Here is a 22,543-nt window from a genome sequence, read left to right as displayed (position 1 = left end):
ATCTCGCGAAGCGCGAAGAAAGGTGAGCAAATGACAAAGCTCTACGAGCAATACAACATCAACTCCTACCTGTTCGGTGGGAATGCTCCGTACATCGAAGAACTGTACGAAGCCTACCTGAACAATCCCGGCTCCGTCCCCGACAACTGGCGTGCATACTTCGACGCCGTGCAACACGTTCCCGCTACTGACGGCTCCACCCGTCCTGACGTGGCCCACGCTCCGGTGATCGCTTCCTTCGCCGAACGTGCCAAGCAAGGCCCGATCCGCACCGTCATTGCTTCCGCCGACTCCGACATGGGCCGCAAGCGCGTCGCTGTTACCCAGCTGATCGCCGGCTACCGTGACCTCGGTTCCCGTTTCGCCAACCTGGACCCGCTGCAACGCCAGGAACGCCCCAACATCCCCGAACTCGATCCGTCCTTCTACGGCTTTACTGACGCCGACATGGACATCGTGTTCAACATCAACAACACCTACTTCGGCCCGGAAACCGCCTCCCTGCGCGACCTGCTGCAGATGCTGCGTGACACCTACACGCGCTCCATCGGTGCCGAGTTCACCTACATTTCCGACATGTCGGAAGTGCGCTGGCTGGAAGAGCGCCTGGAACCGACCCGTGCCGTGCCCAGCTTCTCCTCCGACAAGAAGAAGCACATCCTGGAGCGCCTGACCGCTGCTGAAGGCCTGGAGCGCTACCTCCACACCAAGTACGTCGGCCAGAAGCGCTTCTCGCTGGAAGGCGGCGAGTCCTTCATCGCTTCCCTGGATGAAACCATCCAGCGCGCCGGTGAAAAGGGCGTGCAGGAAATCGTGATCGGCATGGCCCACCGTGGCCGCCTGAACGTGCTGGTCAACATCCTGGGCAAGACCCCGCAGGAACTGTTCTCCGAATTCGAAGGCCGCCACGCTGACGACCTGCCGGCCGGTGACGTCAAGTACCACCAAGGTTTCTCCTCGGACGTGTCGACCCCTGGCGGCCCGGTCCACCTGTCGCTGGCCTTCAACCCGTCCCACCTGGAAATCGTCAATCCGGTGGTCGAGGGTTCGGTCAAAGCCCGTATGGATCGCCGCGGCGACAAGGATGGTTCGCAAGTGCTGCCGATCCTGGTGCACGGCGACGCCGCCTTCGCCGGCCAAGGCGTGGTGATGGAAACCCTGAACCTGGCACAGACCCGTGGCTACGGCACGGGCGGCACCGTTCACATCGTCATCAACAACCAGATCGGCTTCACCACTTCCGACCCGCGCGACTCCCGTTCGACCCTGTACTGCTCGGACGTGGTCAAGATGATCGAAGCCCCGGTGCTGCACGTCAACGGCGATGATCCGGAAGCCGTCGTGTTCGCCACCCAGATCGCTGTCGACTACCGCATGAAGTTCAAGAAGGACATCGTGGTCGACATCATCTGCTTCCGCAAGCTGGGCCACAACGAGCAAGATACCCCTGCTCTGACCCAGCCGCTGATGTACAAGAAGATCGCCCAGCACCCCGGCACCCGCAAGCTCTACGCCGACAAGCTGGTGACCCAGCAGACCATTCCCGCCGATGGCGGCGAAGAACTGGTCAAGGCTTACCGCGCCGCCATGGACGCCGGCAAGCACGCCATCGATCCGGTGCTGACCAACTTCAAGAGCAAGTATGCCGTCGACTGGCTGCCGTTCCTGAACCGCAAGTGGACCGACGCCGCCGAAACCGCCGTGCCGATGGCGGAACTGAAGCGCCTGGCCGCCAAGATCACCACCGTGCCGGAAGGCTTCAAGGTGCACTCGCTGGTCGAGAAGGTCTTGAACGATCGCGCTACCATGGGCCGTGGCGAAATGAACCTGGACTGGGGCATGGGTGAACACCTGGCCTACGCCAGCCTGGTCTCCTCCGGCTATGCCGTGCGCCTGACCGGCCAGGATGCCGGCCGTGGCACCTTCACCCACCGTCACGCCGTGCTGCACGACCAGAACCGCGAGCGTTGGGATGCCGGTACCTTCATCCCGCTGCAGAATGTGGCCGAGAACCAGTCCACCTTCACCGTGATCGACTCGGTGCTGTCCGAAGAGGCCGTGCTGGCCTTCGAATACGGCTACTCGACTGCTGAACCGAACACCCTGACCATCTGGGAAGCCCAGTTCGGCGACTTCGCCAACGGTGCCCAGGTCGTGATGGACCAGTTCATCAGCTCCGGCGAAGTGAAGTGGGGCCGTGCCTCGGGTCTGGTGCAGATGCTGCCCCACGGCTACGAAGGCCAGGGTCCGGAACACTCGTCGGCACGTATCGAGCGTTACCTCCAGCTGTGCGCCGACAACAACATGCAGGTCGTGCAGCCCACTACCGCTGCGCAGATCTTCCACCTGCTGCGTCGCCAGATGATCCGCCTGTTCCGCAAGCCGCTGATCATCATGACCCCGAAGTCGCTGCTGCGTAACAAGGATGCCGGCTCGCCCCTGTCCGACCTGGCCAAGGGTTCGTTCCAGACTGTGATTCCGGAAGTCGATGAAACCATCGACGCCAAGAAGGTCAAGCGCATCGTCGCCTGCTCGGGCAAGGTGTACTACGACCTGGTCAACGCCCGCAAGGAACGTGGCCAGACCGATACGGCCATCATCCGCGTCGAGCAGTTGTATCCGTTCCCGCACAAGGCGTTCGCCGCTGCCCTCAAGCAGTTCCCGAACTTCAACGAACTGGTGTGGGCACAGGACGAGCCGCAGAACCAGGGCGCATGGCTGCAGATCCAGCACAACATCTTCGAGAATCTCTCCGAAGGTCAGAAGCTGGCCTATGCAGGCCGCCCGGCCAGCGCCTCGCCGGCAGTCGGTTACTACGACAAGCACTACGCACAGCAAAAGGCACTGATCGAAACCGCCTTCGCCAAGCTCAAGGGCTTTGTGCTGACCAAGTAATCATCGATGCAAACGGGACGCGCTGCGAGGGCAGTGCGTCCCTGTTTCCATAAGAACGAAATCACCCGAAAATCGGAGAATCCTGAAAATGGCTCAAATCGAAGTAAAAGTCCCGCAGTTGTCGGAATCCGTCGCCGAAGCGACCCTGCTGCAATGGCACAAGAAGGTTGGCGAACCCGTCGCCCGCGATGAAAACCTGATCGACATCGAGACCGACAAGGTCGTGCTGGAACTGCCCTCGCCGGACGCCGGCGTGATCACCCAGATCATCAAGGCCGACGGCGCCACCGTCGTGGCCGGTGAAGTGATCGCCATCCTGGACACCGACGCTTCCGCACAAGTGGCCCCGACCGAAGTCAAGGCTGCCCCGGCACCGCAAGCGACCAACGAACCGACCCCGGTTGCCGCTCCCGAGCTGGCCTCCAAGGGCGACGTCGCCATGCCCGCCGCTGCCAAGCTGCTGGCCGACAACAACCTGTCGACCTCGCAAGTCACCGGCACCGGCAAGGATGGCCGCGTGACCAAGGGCGACGTGCTGGGTGCCCTGTCGGCTCCCGCCGCTGCACCTGCTGCCGCTGCCAAGCCGGCCCTGGCGCAAGTGGCCGCACCGGTCAAGGCTGGCCTGGAAAGCCGTCCGGAACAGCGCGTGCCGATGAGCCGCCTGCGTGCCCGCGTGGCCGAGCGTCTGGTGCAATCGCAATCGACCAACGCCATCCTGACCACCTTCAACGAAATCAACATGCAGCCGGTCATCGACCTGCGCAACAAGTACAAGGACAAGTTCGAGAAGGAACACGGCGTCAAGCTGGGCTTCATGTCCTTCTTCGTCAAGGCAGTCGTGCACGCCCTGAAGAAGTACCCGATCGTCAACGCGTCGGTCGATGGCAATGACATCGTCTACCACGGCTACTTCGACATCGGCGTGGCCGTCGGTTCGCCGCGCGGCCTGGTGGTGCCCATCCTGCGTGATGCGGACCAGATGTCCATCGCTGACATCGAGAAGAAGATCGGTGAATTCGGCCAGAAGGCCAAGGACGGCAAGCTGTCCATCGAAGAACTGTCGGGCGGTACCTTCACCGTCTCCAACGGCGGTACCTTCGGTTCCATGCTGTCGACCCCGATCATCAACCCGCCGCAATCGGCGATCCTGGGCATCCACGCCACCAAGGAACGCGCTGTGGTTGAAAACGGCCAGGTCGTGGTCCGTCCGATCAACTACTTCGCGCTGTCCTATGACCACCGCATCATCGACGGCCGCGAAGCCGTCCTGTCGCTGGTCGCGATCAAGGAAGCTCTGGAAGATCCCGCACGCCTGCTGCTGGATCTGTAAGCAACCGGCCATCACGGCGTGAGCGAGGCGCTGAACGGCCCCCAGGCATTCAGCGCCTTTTTGCATCCGCTTTGGACCAAGAGACCAAAGCGGACGCGCACAACGAATCAGGAATACACACATGAGCAAGAATTTTGACGTAGTCGTCATCGGTGGTGGCCCCGGCGGTTACATCGCCGCCATCCGCGCAGCGCAACTGGGCTTCAACACCGCCTGCATCGACGAATGGAAGAATGAAAAGGGCGGTCCCGCACCCGGCGGCACCTGCACCAACGTCGGTTGCATCCCGTCCAAGGCGCTGCTGCAATCCTCCGAACACTATGAGCACGCCAGCCACGGCTTCGCCGAGCACGGCATCGAAGTCAAGGGCCTGGGCCTGAACCTGGAAAAGATGCTGGGCCGCAAGAACACCGTGGTCAAGCAGAACAACGACGGCATCCTGTACCTGTTCAAGAAGAACAAGGTCGCCTTCTTCCACGGCCGTGGCTCCTTCGTCAAGGGCGATGCCAATGGCTACGAGATCAAGGTCGCCGGCGCTGCCGAAGAAACCATCACTGCCAAGCACGTGATCGTGGCAACCGGTTCGAACGCCCGTGCACTGCCGGGCGCCGAGTTCGACGAAAAGCTGATCCTCTCCAATACCGGCGCACTGTCCATTTCTGAAGTGCCGAAGAAGCTGGGCGTGATCGGTGCCGGCGTGATCGGCCTGGAAATGGGTTCGGTCTGGCGTCGCCTGGGCGCGGAAGTGACCGTGCTGGAAGCGCTGCCGACTTTCCTGGGTGCCGTCGATGAACAGATCGCCAAGGAAGCCCACAAGCTGCTGACCAAGCAGGGCCTGGCCGTGAACCTGGGTGTGAAGATCGGTACCATCAAGACCGGCAAGAACAGCGTCTCCGTGGAATACACCGATGCCAAGGGCGAAGCCCACACCGGCGAATTCGACAAGCTGATCATCTCGATCGGCCGTACCCCCAACACCATTGGCCTCAACGCCGAAGGCGTGGGCCTGAAGCTGGACGAGCGCGGCTTCATCGCCGTGGACGGTGACTGCAAGACCAACCTGCCCAACGTGTGGGCGGTGGGCGACGTAGTGCGCGGCCCGATGCTGGCCCACAAGGCCGAAGAAGAAGGCGTTGCCGTGGCCGAGCGTATTGCCGGCCAGCATGGTCACGTCAACTTCAACACCATTCCCTGGGTCATCTATACCTCGCCGGAAATCGCCTGGGTCGGCAAGACCGAGCAGCAGCTCAAGGCCGAAGGCGTGCAGTACAAGGCCGGTACCTTCCCGTTCCTGGCCAACGGCCGCGCCCGTGCGCTGGGCGATACCTCGGGCATGGTGAAGTTCCTGGCCGATGCCAAGACCGATGAGATCCTGGGCGTGCACATCGTCGGCCCGATGGCCTCCGAGCTGATCTCCGAAGCCGTCGTGGCGATGGAATTCCGTGCGTCGTCCGAAGACATCGCACGTATCTGCCACGCTCACCCGTCGCTGTCGGAAGCCACCAAGGAAGCGGCCCTGGCCGTGGACAAGCGCGCATTGAACTTCTGATGCGCGATCAGTGCGACAATACGGGTCGCCGACGCCTGGCCAGCCCCTGCGGCTGGTCGCGTCCGAGTTGCCCGCATAGTGCGCATTGAGATGCCAACCCAATGGGCGAGCCTGGCTCGCCCATTGTCGTTTTACAAGACCACACCATGGATGTCCGTCAATTCTACGAACAGTCGCTGTCCCAGCGCGGTTATCAACCTGATGAAGCGCAGCTGCGCGCCATCGAGCGCCTGCAGCGCGCCTATGAGGAATGGGTCGCCTACAAGGCCCAGCGCGCCTCCACCTTCAAGCGCCTGATCAGCCGGCCTGCGGTGCCGCGCGGTGTCTACATGTGGGGCGGGGTAGGGCGCGGCAAGTCCTTCCTGATGGACAGCTTTTATTCCGTGGTGCCGGTGGTGCGCAAGACGCGCCTGCACTTCCATGAATTCATGCGCGACGTGCATCGCCAGCTTGATGAATTGAAGGGGATTTCCGATCCCCTCGATGAAGTCGCCAAGCGCATCGCCAAGAAGTATCGGCTGATCTGTTTCGACGAATTCCACGTCTCCGACATCGCCGATGCGATGATCCTCTACAACCTGTTGAAGGGCCTGTTCGACCATGGCGTGTCGTTCGTGATGACCTCCAACTATGAGCCGAGCACGCTCTACCCGGATGGCCTGCATCGCGACCGCATGCTGCCCACCATTGCATTGCTCAAGGACAAGCTGGACGTCATGAATATCGACGCCGGCATCGACTACCGCAAGCGGGTACTGGAGCAGGTGAAGGTGTATCACACCCCGTTGAATGCCAAGACCGATGAAGAATTGCGCAGCGCCTTTGCTGCCGTCGCAGAAGCCGCCGACGAAGATCCGCGTGTACACATCGAAGCCCGCGAGATCCGCGCCCTGCGCCGTGCGGGCAGTGCGATCTGGTTCGACTTCGCCACGCTGTGCGGTGGCCCGCGCTCGCAGAACGATTACCTGGAGCTGGCCAGCCGCTTCCAGACCGTGATCCTGTCAGGCATTCCGCGCATGTCGGCGGCGATGTCCTCGGAGGCGCGCCGCTTCACCTGGCTGATCGACGTCTTCTATGATCACAAGGTCAAGCTGATCATGTCGGCCGCCGTGGAGCCGGACGAGCTTTACACCGTCGGTACGCTCTCCAACGAATTCCACCGCACCGTTTCACGTATCATTGAGATGCAGTCGAAGGAATACCTGGATGCGGATCGCCGCACGATTGCCGACAGCCTCTCCTGAACAACCATCTGATGAACAAGAAATCCATGCAAGGTCTTTTTGCCGATGCCAAAGGCGTTACCTCTTCCCTGTGCGGCCTGATGCTGACCCTGGTCGCTGGTGCCACCATGGCGCAAGGGCAGGCATCGACCCAGGCCGCTGCGGGCGTGCAACCGGCGCAGACCCAGGCGAGCCCGGTATCCCCGGCGGCGGCACCGGTAGCGACGATGAGCCGTGAACGCTTCGACGAACTGGAAGCGCGTCCGCCCATCGCGCAGCGTTACCCTGCGGGGTCCATCAAGTCGGACGAGCTGGCCCAGAAAGCGCTGGAGGAAGCGGCTGAGGATCGCCAGGCGGCCGAGCTGCGCTACATCCTCGACCAGCGTGCCTGCTATCCCAAGTTCCTGGTCTCGGACTGCCTGGAAGCCGCGCGTGACCGCAAACGTCTGACCGACAAGGGCATCAAGGCCGTGGAATACGAGGCCAAGGTCTTCCAGCGCCAGGCCGCAGTGGATGACCGTGATCGTTCGCTGGCCGAGCAGCGCGCCAAGGACGAGGAGGATTCCGCCCGTCGTCTGGCCGAGCAGAAGCAGAAGGAGGCCGATTCCGCCCGCAAGGTCAAGGAAAGCCGCGCCAAGAACAGCGAAGTGCAGCAGCGGATCGACCAGAACAAGGATGTACCCGCCGATTACCGCGTGCGTCAGCATGAGGCCGAGGTACAGCGCCAGAAGGCCGAGGAAGCCGCACGCGCACCGGCCCGTGCGGCCAACGCCGCTGAACGGCAGCGCCGCATCCAGCAAGCCGAGGAGCATCGCCTGGAAGTAGAGCGCAAGAAGGCCGAGAACGAGCGGGAACGTGCCGAGCGCAAGCAGAAGCAGCAACAGCAACTGGATCAGCAACAGCAACAGCAACAGCAGCAATCGCAGCAGCCCATCGCCAAGTAAGCAGGCAAGCCGCTTGGCGGCTGGACTTTTCTTCCGCCGTACACGTCGATTTGGCGTGTACCGGCGGGTGCATTACACTAGCAAGCACATCAGCAACCAGCCGCCATCATGACCAGTACGCATCGCGAAGACATCCAGCGCCGCATCATCGAACTCGAAGTCGAGCACCGTGATCTCGATAGCGTGATCGACATGCTCACCCGCGATGCCCGTTCCGAGGACCTGCAACTGCGCCGCCTCAAGAAGCGCAAACTGCAATTGAAGGACCACATCGCGCTGCTGAAGATGCAGCTGGTACCCGATATCCCCGCCTGAATCCCGTTGTCCGCCTGCCTGTGCAGGCGTCGCTCTCGAATTCTCAAGCGCGCTGGCACGGATCTTTCATGCCAGTCAGGGGCGCGCTGCCGACTCCGCGTAAAATAGCGCCTTGTTCCCAATGACGTGCAAGTTGCGCCGGTGTCACCGATGCCTGCGCCGCACGTGTTTTCCTACAGGTTTGCCGCAGTGACAGCTCCAGACGCCCCCGCCGACATGGCCGACAGCCGCGCCCGCACCGTTCCCGCCGAGACCGAGGGTACCAATCCCGACGCACCGGGCATCCATGATGCCGAGGTCGAGCGCCTCTTCGGTGCTGGTGGTCCCCTCGGTGGTGCCGTCGGCAGCTACCGTCCGCGTCATGCCCAGACCGAAATGGCCAAGGCCATCGCCGCGGCCATCACCAGCCAGGGTACGCTGATCGCCGAGGCCGGTACCGGTACCGGCAAGACCTTTGCCTACCTGGTACCTGCGCTGCTGTGGGGCGGCAAGACCATCGTCTCCACCGGCACCAAGACGCTGCAGGATCAGCTTTTCAATCGCGATATCCCGACCGTGCGCAAGGCCTTGCATGCACCGGTCTCGGTGGCACTACTCAAGGGGCGCAGCAACTACGTCTGCCATTTCCATCTGGAGCGCACACTGCAGAACGGTCGCCTGACCGCACGCGAGGATGTCGGTTACCTGCGCGAGATCTCGCGCTTCGTCAAATCCACCTCGTCCGGCGACAAGGCCGAGCTGACCAAGGTGCCCGAGACGGCCTCGGTATGGAATTTGGTGACCTCCACCCGCGATACCTGCTTTGGCGCCGAATGCCAGTACTACCAGGACTGCTTCGTGATGAAGGCGCGCAAGGAAGCGCAGCAGGCCGACGTGGTAGTGGTCAACCATCACCTGTTCTTTGCCGATGTGGCGCTCAAGGACACCGGCATCGCCGAACTGCTGCCCTCGGCCAACACCGTCATCTTCGACGAGGCGCATCAGTTGCCCGATACCGCCACGCTGTTCTTCGGCGAAACCATTTCCACCTCGCAGATTCTGGAACTGTGCCGCGACGTGTTGGCCGAAGGCCTGTCGCACGCCCGCGACGGCGCCGACTGGGCGCGCCTGGTGGCGCCGGTGGAGCGGGCGGCGCGGGATCTGCGGCTGGCCTTCCCGGAAGAATCCGTAAGGCTGGCGCTGAACCAGATCGCTCCCTCCAGCGCCTTCTTCCCCGCGCTCGATACCCTGAAAGACTGCATGGACGACATGATCGCCGTGCTGGAAAAACAGGCCGAGCGTGCCGAGACCATCGAGCAATGCCGTGACCGCGCCAATGAATTGCTGCGCCAGCTGGAGAACTGGGGGACGCCCGACGAGCTGGCCAAGATCCAGGCCGAAGCCGCCGCCAAGGCAGCGGCCAAGCCCGCCCACAACAAGCGGGAGGCAGCGGGCGAGGAGCAGGAAGAGCCGCCGGCCCAGAAACCCTTCTACGTGCTGTGGGTGGAAGCCTTCCAGTCCTCGCTGCAGCTGCACCGCACGCCGCTGTCGATCGCGCCCATCTTCAACAAGCAGCGCGAGGGTACGCCACGCTCATGGATATTCACTTCCGCGACGCTGGCAGTGAAGAAAGATTTCAATCACTATGCCGCCCAGATGGGCTTGTGGAATGCGCCAGCGCAATCCTGGCCCAGTCCCTTCAATTATGGCGAGCAGGGCCTTCTGTACGTGCCGCAGAACCTGCCGCAGCCCAATTCCTTTGAGTACACGGATGCGGTGATCGATGCCGCGCTGCCCACCATCGAGGCCGCCGGTGGTCGCTGCTTCTTCCTGTGCACCACCCTGCGCGCGGTCAATCGCGCCGCCGAGCGCCTGCGTACCGAGTTCGCTGCGCGTGGTCACGACTTCCCGCTGTTCGTGCAGGGCGAGGCCGGTCGCACGGAGTTGCTCGACCGTTTCCGTGCGGCGGGCAATGGCGTGCTGATCGGCAGCCAGAGCTTCTGGGAAGGCGTGGACGTGCGCGGAGATGCGCTCTCGCTGGTGATCATCGACAAGCTGCCGTTCTCGCCGCCGGATGATCCGGTGCTGGCTGCACGCATCAGCGAGATGGAAAAGCAGGGTTTGAACGGTTTCGTGCACCATCAACTGCCGGCCGCCATCATCAACCTCAAGCAGGGCGCTGGCCGCCTGATCCGTGATGAGGGCGATCGTGGCGTGCTGATGATCTGCGACCCGCGCATCATTACCAAGAATTATGGTCGTCGCATCTGGCAGAGCCTGCCCCCCTTCAAGCGCACGCGCGAACTGGAGGTGGTGCAGGCCTTCTTCCGCGAAGAGGATGCGCGCCGGGCGGCTGCGGCTGGCGGCGAGGACGCTGCGGTGGAGGCTTGACATGGCGGACCACACCTCGCTGGTGCCGGTGCGCGCCTCCGAACTGGCTCTGGGCCGTCCTGCGCCCTGGCCGATCTACAACGAAGCCGGCAAGCTGCTGCTGGCACGGGGCACCCTGATCGATACGCCGGACCAACTGGCCGGCCTGATCGAGAATGGCCTGTATCGCAATGCCAACTGGATTGCCGAGCCGGATACGGAATCGGTTCGGCTGCCGCAGGCACGTGACGTGCTGCGCAAGAAGCAGGGCGGCAAGAAGCCTCTGAAGCCCTCGGCGGCGGTGCGCGGCCAGGAAAGCGTGATTACCCTGGACGAAGTGCGCTGGCAGATCGGAGATACGCTCTGGCTGCAGTTTGCCGATGATGTCGGCCAGCGCCATGCGGTCTCGCTGGTGGGTTGCCTGCCCAACCGCAGCATCCTGGTCACTGCACCGCAAAAGGAGGGCAAGCAGATCTTCCTGCGCGAGGGGCAGGCCTTTGTCGTGCGCGCTCTGACCGGTCGCCGTGCCTATGCCTTTGCGGCGCAACTGCTGAAATATCAGCACACACCGTTCGTCTACCTGCATCTTTCCCTGCCCAGGGAAGTCCGTTCCACTGTGATCCGTCAGGCTACCCGCGTGCCCGTTGGCGCGGAAGGCTACCTGGCGGTGGATGGCAGTCAGCCGCTGGCGGCCAGCGTGATCGACCTGAGCCTGGCCGGCGCCTCGCTGGTGGCGACCTCGCTCTCCGGCAAGGTGGCGGCAAAGAAGGGCGTGACGGGCAAGCTGCGCTTCGTGGCTTCGGTGGCGGACCAGCAATTGCCGCTGGAGCTTCCGGTGGTGTTGCGGGCGGTAGAATCGCTGGGCGAGGCCGATTTCCATCAGTACGGGGTGGAATTTGCGCAACTGACGGTGCGCGACAAGCTGGTGCTGTCGGCCTATGTCTATCAGGAACTGACCATGCAGGAATAGAGGGTGCGCGGGGGATGAGAATGTCGGCAAGAGGGACTGCCCAAGGCTCGGCTTCGGTTAAAATTCAGCCCATGAAAATCCTCATCAGCAACGACGACGGCTACCTTGCGCCCGGCATCAATGCCCTGGCCGAGGCGCTTGCACCGATCGCCGATATCACCGTGGTGGCGCCCGACAGCAATCGCTCGGGCAGCTCCAACTCCCTGACGCTGGATCGTCCACTGTGGGTGGAGCAGGCCCCCAACGGCTTCTACTACCTCAACGGCACGCCTTCGGACTGCGTCCACGTGGCCCTCACCGGACTGTTGAAGGAGCGTCCCGACCTGATCGTCTCCGGCATCAACCAGGGGCAGAACATGGGCGACGATACGCTCTATTCCGGTACGGTGGCGGCGGCGACCGAGGGCTTCCTGTTCGGCATCCCCTCCATTGCGTTTTCGCAACTGCACAAGGGCTGGGGCGAACTGGCGTCGGCCGCGCGCATCGCTCGCGAGATCGTGGAGCGCCGCTTCGACAGCCTGCCCAAGCCTTACCTGCTCAACGTCAACATTCCCAACCTGCCGTACGCGCAGATCAAGGGCAGCGTGGCCACGCGCCTGGGCAAGCGCCACATGTCCGAGCCAGTCCACAAGCTGACCGATCCGCACGGCCGTGACCTGTACTGGATCGGACCGGCGGGGGCGGCCAAGGATGGCGGCGAGGGCACGGATTTCCATGCCACTGCCAACGGCTATGTGTCCATCACGCCGCTGCAGATCGATCTCACCCATACTGCACAACTGGACAACCTCAAGAAAGCGCTTGCATGAACGACAAGCCCAGCCGCTTTCCGCTGAGCCTGTCCTCGGTGGTCGACAAGAAGAAGACCGCCAGTGCCGGCCGGGACGCGGCTGGCCGTACCCCGGCCACCACGCAGACGGCGGCCAAGAATGCCGCCCAGTCTTTGCAGCGTGCCGCCTTGAAGCCGGTGCAGCAGGGCCTGGCCCAGGCGCTGCGCCCGCCGCCGGCACCGCCGCGCGCGCCGGTGGCGCCGGCCCAGCCATTGCTGAGTGCGGCCCCGGCGCCGCGCACCGCGGTCCGGAACGTGATGACAGTGACCCAGACCAATGCCTCGCACCACGCTTCTCCGCTGGCCTCCGAGGCGGTGCGCAAGGCCATGGTCGCGCGCGTGGCCAAGCAGGGAGTGGCCGATGCCAAGGTGCTGGCGGCGCTGGAGGCGGTGCCGCGCCACATGTTCGTGGAGCCCGGTCTGGCCAGCCAGGCGTATATCGATGCGTCTTTGCCCATCGGCCATCATCAGACCATTTCGCAGCCCTACATCGTGGCGCGCATGATCGAGTTGATGCGCCAGAACCGCCATGGCGGACGTCTGGATCGGGTGCTGGAGATCGGTACCGGCTGCGGCTACCAGGCCGCCGTGCTCTCGCGCGTGGCGGGCGAGGTGTATTCCATCGAGCGCATCAAGCCGCTGCATGAACTGGCCAAGACCAATCTGCGTCCCTTGCGCGTGGCAAACCTCCGCTTGCATTACGGAGATGGTATGCTTGGCCTGCCGCAGGTTGCGCCTTTCGATGGCATCATCCTCGCGGCGGCCGGACTGGAAGTGCCGCAGGCCCTGCTGGAACAGCTGGCCATTGGCGGTCGGCTGGTGGCACCCGTGGGCGAACGCCAGCAGGTGCTGGAACTGATTGAACGTGTCGGCCAGCGCGACTGGCGCCGTACTACCCTGGAGCAGTGCCATTTCGTGCCGTTGCGCCCGGGAACGGTGTGATCTCGTGAGTGTCGGCGAACGCAGAACGCAGAACGCAGAACGCAATGCGCAGTACCGGCGGAGATCAGGTCCGCCACGTATCATCGAACAGGGAACGGGCGGCAACAAGCACAAGCATCCAAGCCGCGGGTCGATGAAGAGAGCGGATGGGCAGGCGAGGGGGCCGCATTTCCCTGGTGAACTTCTGGCGCTGGCTGCTTGTCAACTAGCGTCGTACAAAATCTAACGTAAGAGCATGAAGAAAATTCGTTTGGCTGTATTGGGCAGTGTCGTCAGTCTGCTGGCCGCCTGCGGCTCGACACCGAATCAGCAGCCGGCACCGGTGGTCGATCGCACCAGCAGCACCGCCAGGCCGGCTGACGCCGTGAGCGCTCCGGCCGTGCCGGTTCCGTCTGGACGTGGCTACTACACGGTCAAGAAGGGCGATACGCTCTATCGCATCGCTTTGGACGTCGGGCAGAACTGGCGCGACATCGTCGCCTGGAATAACCTGACCAATCCGAACGACATCAAGGTCGATCAGGTGTTGCGCGTGGCGCCGCCGGATCGCACCGGGCCGGTCCAGACCGCTGCGGTTGCTGCCGCACCGGGGGCGGGCTTGGACGTCAAGCCGCTGGGGGCGCCTGGCACTGCCGCGCCGGCAGCTGCGCCGATGGCCCCGGGCGGCAACAAGACCGGTCCGCGGGGTGACAAGCGCGCCTATTCGGAGAGTGCCCTGGCCGAACTGGAGAAGCCCGATGCGGCACCGGCCACAGCCGCCCCGGCGACCGCAGCCAAGCCGGAAGCGCCGCATGCGGCCGAAAAGCCGGCCGCGGCCAGCCAGCCTGCGACTGTGGATGATGAAGGTGTCTCCTGGATGTGGCCAGCCGAAGGCAAGGTGGTCGGCACCTTCGAGGGTGGCAAGAAGGGCGTGGACATCGCCGGCAAGGATGGTCAGGCTGTGCTGGCGGCTGCCGGGGGCAAGGTCATGTATGCCGGCAGCGGCATTCGCGGCTATGGCAACCTGGTGATCATCAAGCACACCAACAACCTGCTGTCGGCGTACGCGCACAACAAGACCATTCTGGTCAAGGAGGGCCAGTCCGTGACCAAGGGCCAGAAGATCGCTGAAATGGGCAAATCCGACAGCGACAGCGTGAAACTGCATTTTGAGATCCGCCAACAGGGCAAACCTGTTGATCCTTCCAAATACTTACCGCCACGCTAGCGTATGACAAGCAATCGCCGCGATCACTTGCCAGACCAGGATCCTCATGAAGAGGGCATGGACGATCCCATCGAGGAGATCGAAGAGCCGGAAGTGATCGACGGCGATGCTGCTGACCAGCCTCGGGAACCGGCCCCCGCCGAGGGCGTGGACGAGCTCAAGAAGGTGCTCGCCGCCGAGCTCTCCACCGACACCACCCAGCATTACCTCAACAAGATCGGCGCCAAGCCCCTGCTGACGGCGGCTGAGGAGCTGCACTTCGCCACCCGGGCCAAGGCCGGTGAATTCCTGGCCCGCCAGAAAATGATCGAGCACAACCTGCGGCTGGTGGTGTCGATCGCCAAGCACTACATCAATCGGGGCGTGGCACTGCTTGACCTGATTGAAGAAGGCAATCTTGGTCTCATGCGCGCCATCGACAAGTTCGAGCCCGAGCGCGGTTTCCGCTTCTCCACCTATGCCACCTGGTGGATACGCCAGAGCATCGAGCGCGCCATCATGAATCAGGCCCGTACCGTGCGGCTTCCGGTGCACATGGTGCGCGAGCTGAACCAGATCCTGCGCGCAAAATATCATCTGGAAGCGCAACAACGTGACGGAAGAGACGCCAGTGCGGAAGACATCGCGCACCTGGTCGACCGTCCGGTGGAAGAGGTACAGGATGTGCTGGCGCTGTCCGAGCATGCCGCCTCGCTGGATACCCCGCTGGACAACGACCCGCAGGCCAGTCTCATGGACCTGTTGCCCAGCGCCGTGGAAGAACATCCCGACACCCGCGCCGAGAGCCAGGAAATGGCCTTGCTGATCCGCGAATGGCTGAAAAGTTTGTCGGAAAAGCAACGTGTCGTGGTAGCCCGGCGTTTCGGGCTGGACAACGACGATCCTTCCACGCTGGAGCAACTTGCCGGCGAAATGGGCATCACGCGTGAGCGTGTGCGCCAGGTACAGCAGGAGGCTCTGGTCAAGCTCAAGCGCCTGCTGACTTCGCGTGGTGTCAGTCGCGACGCGCTGTTCTAGGCCGCATTCCTTCGTTGCAGTGGATTTCTGTGCGCCGGCATTGTCCGGATGCGCTTCCTGCTTCCCTCCCGCTCCCGGATCGCGGACAATACCGCTTTTGTTTTCGGCAGCGGGCTTCGGTCCTACCCTGTGGTTTCCCTCATGCAACAAGACATCATCATTGAAATCAAGTCGCTCGACATGGACGGGCGCGGCGTTGGTCACCTCGAGAACGAGGATGGCACGCAAGGCAAGGTCATTTTCGTCGAAGGCGCGCTGCCGGGCGAACGGGTCAGTTTCGAATCCTATCGCAAGAAAGCCAAGTGGGAAGCGGGCGTGATGACCACGCTGCACCGCGAGTCTTCGCTGCGCGTGAAACCCAGATGTGACTATTTCGGCACCTGCGGCGGCTGCGCCATGCAGCATCTGGAGCCGTCGGCCCAGGTCGCCATGAAGCAGCGCGTGCTGGAAGACAACCTCTGGCACCTTGGCAAGACCAAGGCCGAGGTGATGTTGCGCCCCATCTACGGGCCGACCTGGGGGTATCGCTATCGCGCCCGCATTTCGGTGCGCCACGTGGCCAAGAAGGGCGGGGTGCTGGTGGGCTTCCATGAGAAACGCTCGTCCTTCATCGCCGATATGAAGACTTGCGAAATCCTGCCGCCCAATGTCTCAGCCATGCTGGTGCCGCTGCGTGAACTGGTGGCAGGACTGTCTATTCGTGACCGTATGCCGCAGATCGAGCTGGCCGTCGGTGAGGGCGATGAAGGCAACAAGGTCACCGTCCTGGTGTTGCGCATCATGGAGGCGTTGAGCCCGGCCGATGAAACCCTGCTCAAGCGCTTCGCCGACGAGCACAAGATCGAGTGGTGGCTGCAGACCAAGGGGCCTGATACGGCAGCGCCTTACTATCCGGCCGAGTCGCGCCTGCAATATACCTTGCCTGAATTCGGCATCCGCATGCCCTTCAAGCCCACCGACTTCACCCAGGTCAACCATCAGATCAACCGCGTACTGGTGGCGCGCGCCCTGCGCCTGCTGGATGTGCAGCCGCAAGACCGGGTAGCGGACCTGTTCTGCGGTCTGGGCAACTTCACCCTGCCCATCGCCACCCTGGCGCGCGAAGTGGTCGGCATCGAAGGCAGCACCGCGCTGACCGAGCGCGCGTTGGACAATGCCAAGGTCAATGGCGTGGATGCCAAAACCAGCTTCTACTGCCGCAACCTGTTTGAAGCCAAGCCCGAGGACTTCGTGGCGCTGGGCAAGTTCGATCGCATGCTGATCGACCCCCCGCGCGAAGGCGCCATGGAAGTCTGCAAGGCGCTGGTGGAATTGCCGCCCGAACAGCAGCATCTGAAGCCCAAGCGCATCGTCTATGTCTCCTGCAACCCGGCAACACTGGCACGTGACGCCGGCATGCTGGTACATCTGGGTGGCTATGCTCTCAAGTACGCGGGCGTGGTCAACATGTTCCCGCATACGGCGCATGTGGAATCCATTGCCGTGTTCGACTTGCCAGCGTAAGCGCCCCGCTGTAGACGAAAAAAATGCCGGCTTTCGCCGGCATTTTATTGCTGATGAAGCAATGTTTGAGCTATCAGTCGCGGTTGCCGCCCAGGATGCCCAGGATGGACAGCAGGTTGGCAAAGACGTTGTAGACATCCAGGTAGATAGCCAGCGTTGCCGAGATGTAGTTGGTTTCGCCGCCGTTGACGACCTGTTGCACGTCAAACAGGATGTAGGCCGAGAAGATGGCGATGGCGACCACTGAAATGGTCAGTTGCAGCGCCGGCAGATGCAGGAAGATGTTGGCCAGCGAAGCTACCAGGATCACCAGCACGCCTGCGAAGAGCCACTTGCCCATGCCCGAGAAGTCGCGCTTGGAAACGGTGGCGATGGTGGCCATGCCGCAGAAGATGATGGCGGTGCCGCCAAAGGCCGTCATGATCAGGCCGGCGCCGTTGGAGAAGCCCAGCGTGTATTCGATCAGGCGCGACAGCATCAGGCCCATGAAGAAGGTGAAGCCCAGCAGGAAAGCCACACCCCAGCCGGAATTCTTGGTCTTCTCGATGGCGAAGAAGAAGCCGAAGGCGATCGCCAGGAACAGCACGAAGCCGATCATCGGGCTGGCGGCAAAGAGGTTCAAGTGCATCTGCACTCCCAGCCATGCGCCCAGCACGGTCGGGATCATCGACAGCGCCAGCAGCCAGTAGGTGTTGCGCAGTACGCGGTTGCGGGCGGCCAGGCTCGTGGTCGAGTGGCCGAAGGTCGTGTCCAGTTGGTTCATATGTCCTCCAAAGCGTTGAATGCGAGCCAGAGAATAGCACGCCGGCTCACTGCTAAGACAAGTCTTCCCTCGCTATGGTTCGAGATGCGGGCACTTTATATGAACCCGGTTCCTGCGCGTGGTCGCCTGCGGTGGTGCATCATTGCCCGCAGGCAGCGTCAAAGGAGGTGAATTGACATGATATTTGATGGTTTCATGCTAAAATACAAGGTTCATTGAATTATCAATTCTTGGCTTTAAGCCATTATTTTTATTGGAGTTTTTCTCATGGCAATTGAACGCACCCTGTCGATTATCAAGCCCGACGCCGTCGCCAAGAACGTGATCGGCCAGATCTACACCCGTTTCGAAAACGCTGGCCTGAAGGTCATCGCTGCCCGCATGGCGCAACTGTCGCGCGCTGAAGCAGAAGGCTTCTACGCCGTGCACCGCGAGCGCCCCTTCTTCAAGGATCTGGTGGACTTCATGGTCTCCGGCCCGGTGATGATCCAGGTGCTGGAAGGCGAAGGCGCCATCCTGAAGAACCGCGACCTGATGGGCGCGACCGATCCGAAGAAGGCTGAAAAGGGCACCATCCGCGCCGACTTCGCCGACTCCATCGATGCCAACGCCGTGCACGGTTCGGACGCTGAAGAAACCGCCAAGGTCGAAATCAGCTACTTCTTCCCGGCACTGAACGTTTATTCGCGTTAATCTGTTCCTGTTTTTCATCGGTCTTCCGGGCTGGGGCAAAAACCGGCGTCGCAATCCCTGCAACGTCTTTCTGTCCTGGTCCCGACCGCAAGCATCATGACTACAGCTCTCACCAATCTGCTGGATATGGATCCCGCGCAACTCGTCGCCTACTGCGGCGAGTTGGGTGAGAAGCCGTTTCGTGCAAAGCAGTTGCAGCGTTGGATACACCAGTTCGGCGTGTCTGATTTCGATCAGATGACCGATCTGGCCAAATCGCTGCGCGACAAGCTCAAGACCCGCGCCGAAGTCCGTGCGCCGGCCATCATCAGCGACCATACCTCCACCGACGGCACACGCAAGTGGCTGGTCGACGTGGGCCAGGGCAATGCGGTGGAAACCGTGTTCATTCCTGAAGAAAACCGCGGCACGCTGTGCGTATCGACGCAGGCGGGCTGTGCCGTGAATTGCCGCTTCTGCTCCACCGGCAAGCAGGGCTTCAATCGCAATCTCACCGTGGCCGAAATCATCGGCCAGTTGTGGATGGCGGAATTCGAATTGCGCAAGACCAAGGGCATCGAAGGTGGCCCCAAGGGCGAGCGCCAGATCACCAATGTGGTGATGATGGGCATGGGCGAGCCGCTGCTCAACTTCGAGCCGACCGTCACCGCCTTGCGCCTGATGCTGGACGACAATGCCTATGGCCTGTCGCGCCGCCGCGTCACGCTGTCCACCAGCGGCGTGGTGCCGATGATCGACAAGCTGTCGCAAGAATGTCCGGTGGCGCTGGCCGTCTCGCTGCACGCGTCCAACGATGCGCTGCGCGACTCGCTCATTCCGCTGAACCGCAAGCACCCGCTGCGCGAGCTGATGCTGGCCTGCAAGCGCTATCTGGAATTCGCGCCGCGCGACTTCATCACCTTCGAGTACTGCATGCTCGATGGCGTCAACGACACCGACACCCATGCCCGCGAACTGGTCGCGTTGGTGAAGGAAGGCGAGACCGCCATCCCCTGCAAGTTCAACCTGATTCCCTTCAACCCTTTCCCCGAGTCGGGCTTGAAGCGCTCGCACAATCCGCGCATCAAGGCGTTTGCGCAGATCCTCATGGATGCGGGCATCGTGACCACCATCCGCAAGACCCGTGGCGATGACATCGATGCCGCCTGCGGTCAACTGGCCGGCGAGGTCAAGGATCGTACCCGGGTGCAGGAACGCATGCAGAAAATGGCCGAATACCAGGCCAAGTTCGGCCGCGACTTCGGTCGCATCGTGGAGATCTCCGGGTGACGGCAGGGCGGTCCCATGTCCTTGCTGGTCCTGCGGTACCAGCCTTCGCCGCCACGGCGGGGGCACAGCTGCCGCTTTTTACAGAATGGGTGACGGGGGCGTCGATGTTGCGCTGTGGCGCAGCCATCGCACGTCCCTTTCGCGTTGTTGCTGAAGTCAATGCCAGTCTTGCCGAGGTCGGGCGGGCTGTGCTGAAGTTGTCGAATTTCCCCGGAGGGACGCGGCGCACGCCGCGCAGGGACGCTCCAGAAGAATCCGGCCAGGTCCGGCTAAAAAAAGCTTTTCCATGTGGAGCATTTGATGAGTGATCAACAAATGAACGAAATGTCGTCGCAGCAACCGCAAGATCCCGGTCAACCGTCCCAGGCCCAGGTCTTGCCGGGCGCTACGCTGGCGGCGGCGCGGCAGAAAAAGGGGTGGTCCGTCGAGCAGGTGGCCAGCCTGGTCAAGCTGGCGCCACGCCAGATTCAGGCCATCGAGGCCGACAACTATGCGGCCCTGCCCGGCCTCGCGGTGGCGCGCGGTTTCGTGCGCAGTTATGCCAAGGTGCTGGGGCTGGATAGCCATGCCCTGGCGGCGGCCATGCCGCAGGAGTCGGCGGTGCAGCAGCGCGATCACATCGTGCCTCAGCATTCACTGTCGACACCCTTCTCGGAAGGTCCGTTGCCGGCCATGATGATGAGTACGCGCGGCAACAGTTCAGCCTTGCCCATCATCGCCGGTGTCGTGGTGGTGGCGCTGCTGGCAGGCGCTGCAGCCGTGCGCTGGACCGAGCTGGGGACCAGGCTGCCTCAGCTGGCCTTCCTCAAGTCGCATCACGAGGATGCCGCTGCAGCCCCGGAAACCGTGCAGGAAGCGCAGAACGCGCAGAGTGCGGAGACCGCCTCCAGCGAGCTGCCGGTCAATGCGCGCGTTGAGACCATCTCGCCCGCGCCTGCCGAGGAGTCGGCCAAGCAGTCTGTGCCGGCCACACAATCGCCGGCCCCGACGGCCCAGACCCCCGCATCGACCAAGCCGGAGCCGGTGCAGCCGTCCACACTTGCGGCCAGCGAGCCGGCTTCCATGCCTGCCCCGGCGGCATCGGCAGCGACGGCAAACGCGCCGGCACAGATGGCCTCGACCACCGTGCCCGGCGGGCTGAACATCGTCAACAGCAAGGATTTGCTGCGCCTGACCTTCCGCGAGGATTCCTGGGTGGAAATCCGCCGCGCTGACAAGAGCACCGTGATTTCACGTCTGCTCAAGGCCGGCACCACCGAGACCTTCGACGTCTCCGATGCGACCACGCTCATCATCGGCAACGCCGCCGGTGTCGACGCGACGCTGCGCGGCCAGCCGCTGGACCTGAAAACCCCGGGCGACAGCAATGTTGCACGCCTGAACCTGAACTGAACCGACTGACTGACATGTCTTCCTTCCCGATCGCCTCCGGGCCGCTGGCCCGCCGCAACAGCCGCCGCGTGGTCATCAGCCACGGGACGCGCGAGATCATCGTGGGTGGCGGTGCGCCGGTGATGGTGCAATCCATGACCAACACCGACACGGCCGACGCCATCGGGACAGCCATCCAGATCAAGGAGTTGGCCCGCGCGGGCTCCGAGATCGTGCGCCTGACCGTCAATACGCCCGAGGCCGCAGCAGCCGTGCCGGCCATTCGCGAGCAGCTCGACCGCATGGGCGTGGACGTGCCGCTGGTGGGTGATTTCCACTACAACGGCCACACTCTGTTGACCGACTATCCGGAGTGCGCCCAGGCGCTTTCCAAGTATCGGATCAACCCCGGCAACGTCGGCAAGGGCGCCAAGCGCGATACCCAGTTCGCCCAGATGATCGAAGTGGCCTGCAAGTACGACAAGCCGGTGCGCATCGGGGTCAACTGGGGCAGCCTGGACCAGGCCCTGCTGGCGCGCATCATGGACGAGAACGCCGGCCGCGCCGAACCCTGGTCGGCGCAGGCGGTGATGTATGAAGCCTTGGTTACCTCCGCCATCGAGAACGCCCAGCGCGCCGAGGAACTTGGCATGTCGGGTGACAAGATCATCCTGTCCTGCAAGGTCTCCGGTGTGCAGGACCTCATTGCGGTCTACCGCGAACTGGCGCGTCGCTGCGACTATCCGCTGCACCTGGGCCTGACCGAGGCCGGTATGGGCAGCAAGGGCATCGTCGCCTCCACGGCGGCGCTGTCGGTGCTGCTGCAGGAAGGCATCGGCGACACCATCCGCATCTCACTGACTCCCGAGCCGGGTGGCGACCGTACCAAGGAAGTGGTGGTCGGCCAGGAAATCCTGCAAACCATGGGTCTGCGCAAGTTCACCCCGATGGTGATCGCCTGCCCGGGTTGCGGCCGCACCACCTCGACCGTGTTCCAGGACCTGGCCGACAAGATCCAGACCTTCCTGCGCGAGCAGATGCCGGTGTGGAAGGGCAAGTATCCCGGCGTGGAAGCCATGAACGTGGCAGTCATGGGCTGCATCGTCAATGGCCCCGGGGAGTCCAAGCACGCCAACATCGGCATCAGCCTGCCCGGCACCGGCGAGTCGCCGGCGGCCCCGGTGTTCATCGATGGCGAAAAGAAGATGACCCTGCGCGGCGAACGCATCGCCGAGGAATTCCAGAGCGTGGTGCTGGAATACGTCGAATCGCATTACGGTCAGGGTAGTCATGCCTGATCATCGCGTGGCCGGCCACCCTAGGGTGTTCCAGGCCATGCAGTACACTTGCGCTGGCCCGTCGCACGAAAGATGC

18 protein-coding genes are annotated in these 22,543 nt (G+C 62.9%); 17 read left to right on the top strand and 1 reads right to left on the bottom strand.

The window, feature by feature from the left end; all coding sequences use genetic code 11:
- Positions 1-30: 30 nt before the first annotated feature.
- The 13 genes from HNO82_RS15375 to rlmD all read left to right on the top strand — a co-directional run bounded on the left by HNO82_RS15375 (position 31) and on the right by rlmD (position 17,073).
- Positions 31-2,895, top strand: a complete 2,865-nt coding sequence (locus tag HNO82_RS15375; RefSeq protein ID WP_175344325.1) for a 2-oxoglutarate dehydrogenase E1 component — start codon at positions 31-33, stop codon at positions 2,893-2,895.
- Between the two features lie 88 nt (positions 2,896-2,983).
- The gene (gene odhB, locus HNO82_RS15370) at positions 2,984-4,225 is read left to right on the top strand and encodes a 2-oxoglutarate dehydrogenase complex dihydrolipoyllysine-residue succinyltransferase (protein WP_017451791.1); all 1,242 of its coding nucleotides are present in this window, start codon (positions 2,984-2,986) and stop codon (positions 4,223-4,225) included.
- Between the two features lie 121 nt (positions 4,226-4,346).
- Entirely contained in the window at positions 4,347-5,774 is a 1,428-nt protein-coding gene (lpdA, locus tag HNO82_RS15365; protein WP_175344324.1) for a dihydrolipoyl dehydrogenase, read from the top strand.
- Positions 5,775-5,920: 146 nt separating this feature from the next.
- The gene (zapE, locus tag HNO82_RS15360; protein WP_175344323.1) at positions 5,921-7,018 is read left to right on the top strand and encodes a cell division protein ZapE; all 1,098 of its coding nucleotides are present in this window, start codon (positions 5,921-5,923) and stop codon (positions 7,016-7,018) included.
- Positions 7,019-7,029: 11 nt separating this feature from the next.
- Positions 7,030-7,941, top strand: a complete 912-nt coding sequence (locus HNO82_RS15355) for a hypothetical protein (RefSeq protein WP_175344322.1) — start codon at positions 7,030-7,032, stop codon at positions 7,939-7,941.
- Positions 7,942-8,049: 108 nt separating this feature from the next.
- Positions 8,050-8,256, top strand: a complete 207-nt coding sequence (locus tag HNO82_RS15350) for a YdcH family protein (RefSeq protein WP_008329904.1) — start codon at positions 8,050-8,052, stop codon at positions 8,254-8,256.
- Between the two features lie 216 nt (positions 8,257-8,472).
- Positions 8,473-10,626, top strand: coding sequence for a DNA repair helicase YoaA (gene yoaA, locus HNO82_RS15345; RefSeq protein ID WP_175344361.1), 2,154 nt, complete (start codon positions 8,473-8,475; stop codon positions 10,624-10,626).
- Between the two features lies 1 nt (position 10,627).
- Entirely contained in the window at positions 10,628-11,575 is a 948-nt protein-coding gene (locus HNO82_RS15340) for a flagellar brake protein (RefSeq protein ID WP_008329899.1), read from the top strand.
- A gap of 71 nt (positions 11,576-11,646) precedes the next feature.
- Complete coding sequence (surE, locus tag HNO82_RS15335) at positions 11,647-12,384, top strand: 5'/3'-nucleotidase SurE (protein ID WP_175344321.1); 738 nt, start codon at positions 11,647-11,649, stop codon at positions 12,382-12,384.
- Complete coding sequence (locus tag HNO82_RS15330; protein WP_175344320.1) at positions 12,381-13,346, top strand: protein-L-isoaspartate(D-aspartate) O-methyltransferase; 966 nt, start codon at positions 12,381-12,383, stop codon at positions 13,344-13,346. Before surE ends, HNO82_RS15330 begins: the two co-directional genes overlap by 4 nt.
- Before the next feature lie 235 nt (positions 13,347-13,581).
- The gene (locus HNO82_RS15325; RefSeq protein WP_008329893.1) at positions 13,582-14,553 is read left to right on the top strand and encodes a peptidoglycan DD-metalloendopeptidase family protein; all 972 of its coding nucleotides are present in this window, start codon (positions 13,582-13,584) and stop codon (positions 14,551-14,553) included.
- Between the two features lie 3 nt (positions 14,554-14,556).
- The gene (gene rpoS, locus HNO82_RS15320) at positions 14,557-15,570 is read left to right on the top strand and encodes an RNA polymerase sigma factor RpoS (RefSeq protein ID WP_175344319.1); all 1,014 of its coding nucleotides are present in this window, start codon (positions 14,557-14,559) and stop codon (positions 15,568-15,570) included.
- Between the two features lie 141 nt (positions 15,571-15,711).
- Complete coding sequence (gene rlmD, locus HNO82_RS15315) at positions 15,712-17,073, top strand: 23S rRNA (uracil(1939)-C(5))-methyltransferase RlmD (protein WP_175344318.1); 1,362 nt, start codon at positions 15,712-15,714, stop codon at positions 17,071-17,073.
- Between the two features lie 73 nt (positions 17,074-17,146).
- Here rlmD and HNO82_RS15310 read toward each other — a convergent pair whose 3' ends face one another.
- Positions 17,147-17,836 carry a Bax inhibitor-1/YccA family protein gene (locus HNO82_RS15310; RefSeq protein ID WP_008329886.1) on the bottom strand — a complete coding sequence of 230 codons (690 nt, stop codon included), beginning with the start codon at positions 17,834-17,836 and terminating at the stop codon, positions 17,147-17,149.
- A gap of 267 nt (positions 17,837-18,103) precedes the next feature.
- Between HNO82_RS15310 and ndk the strand changes: the two genes are divergently transcribed.
- The 4 genes from ndk (at position 18,104) to ispG (ending at position 22,467) form a co-directional block, all read left to right on the top strand.
- Positions 18,104-18,529 carry a nucleoside-diphosphate kinase gene (gene ndk / locus HNO82_RS15305; RefSeq protein ID WP_008329884.1) on the top strand — a complete coding sequence of 142 codons (426 nt, stop codon included), beginning with the start codon at positions 18,104-18,106 and terminating at the stop codon, positions 18,527-18,529.
- Positions 18,530-18,625: 96 nt separating this feature from the next.
- Positions 18,626-19,798, top strand: coding sequence for a dual-specificity RNA methyltransferase RlmN (rlmN, locus tag HNO82_RS15300; RefSeq protein WP_175344317.1), 1,173 nt, complete (start codon positions 18,626-18,628; stop codon positions 19,796-19,798).
- Positions 19,799-20,098: 300 nt separating this feature from the next.
- Entirely contained in the window at positions 20,099-21,190 is a 1,092-nt protein-coding gene (locus tag HNO82_RS15295; protein ID WP_175344316.1) for a helix-turn-helix domain-containing protein, read from the top strand.
- Positions 21,191-21,204: 14 nt separating this feature from the next.
- The gene (gene ispG / locus HNO82_RS15290) at positions 21,205-22,467 is read left to right on the top strand and encodes a flavodoxin-dependent (E)-4-hydroxy-3-methylbut-2-enyl-diphosphate synthase (protein WP_175344315.1); all 1,263 of its coding nucleotides are present in this window, start codon (positions 21,205-21,207) and stop codon (positions 22,465-22,467) included.
- Positions 22,468-22,543 lie beyond the last annotated feature (76 nt).

The sequence above is a fragment of the Herbaspirillum sp. C9C3 genome (genome assembly GCF_013359625.1).
In the GTDB taxonomy this organism is placed as follows: Bacteria; Pseudomonadota; Gammaproteobacteria; order Burkholderiales; family Burkholderiaceae_D; genus Herbaspirillum.
Note: the sequence above shows the minus strand (reverse complement) of the source record. Positions and strands in the feature narration are given on the sequence as shown.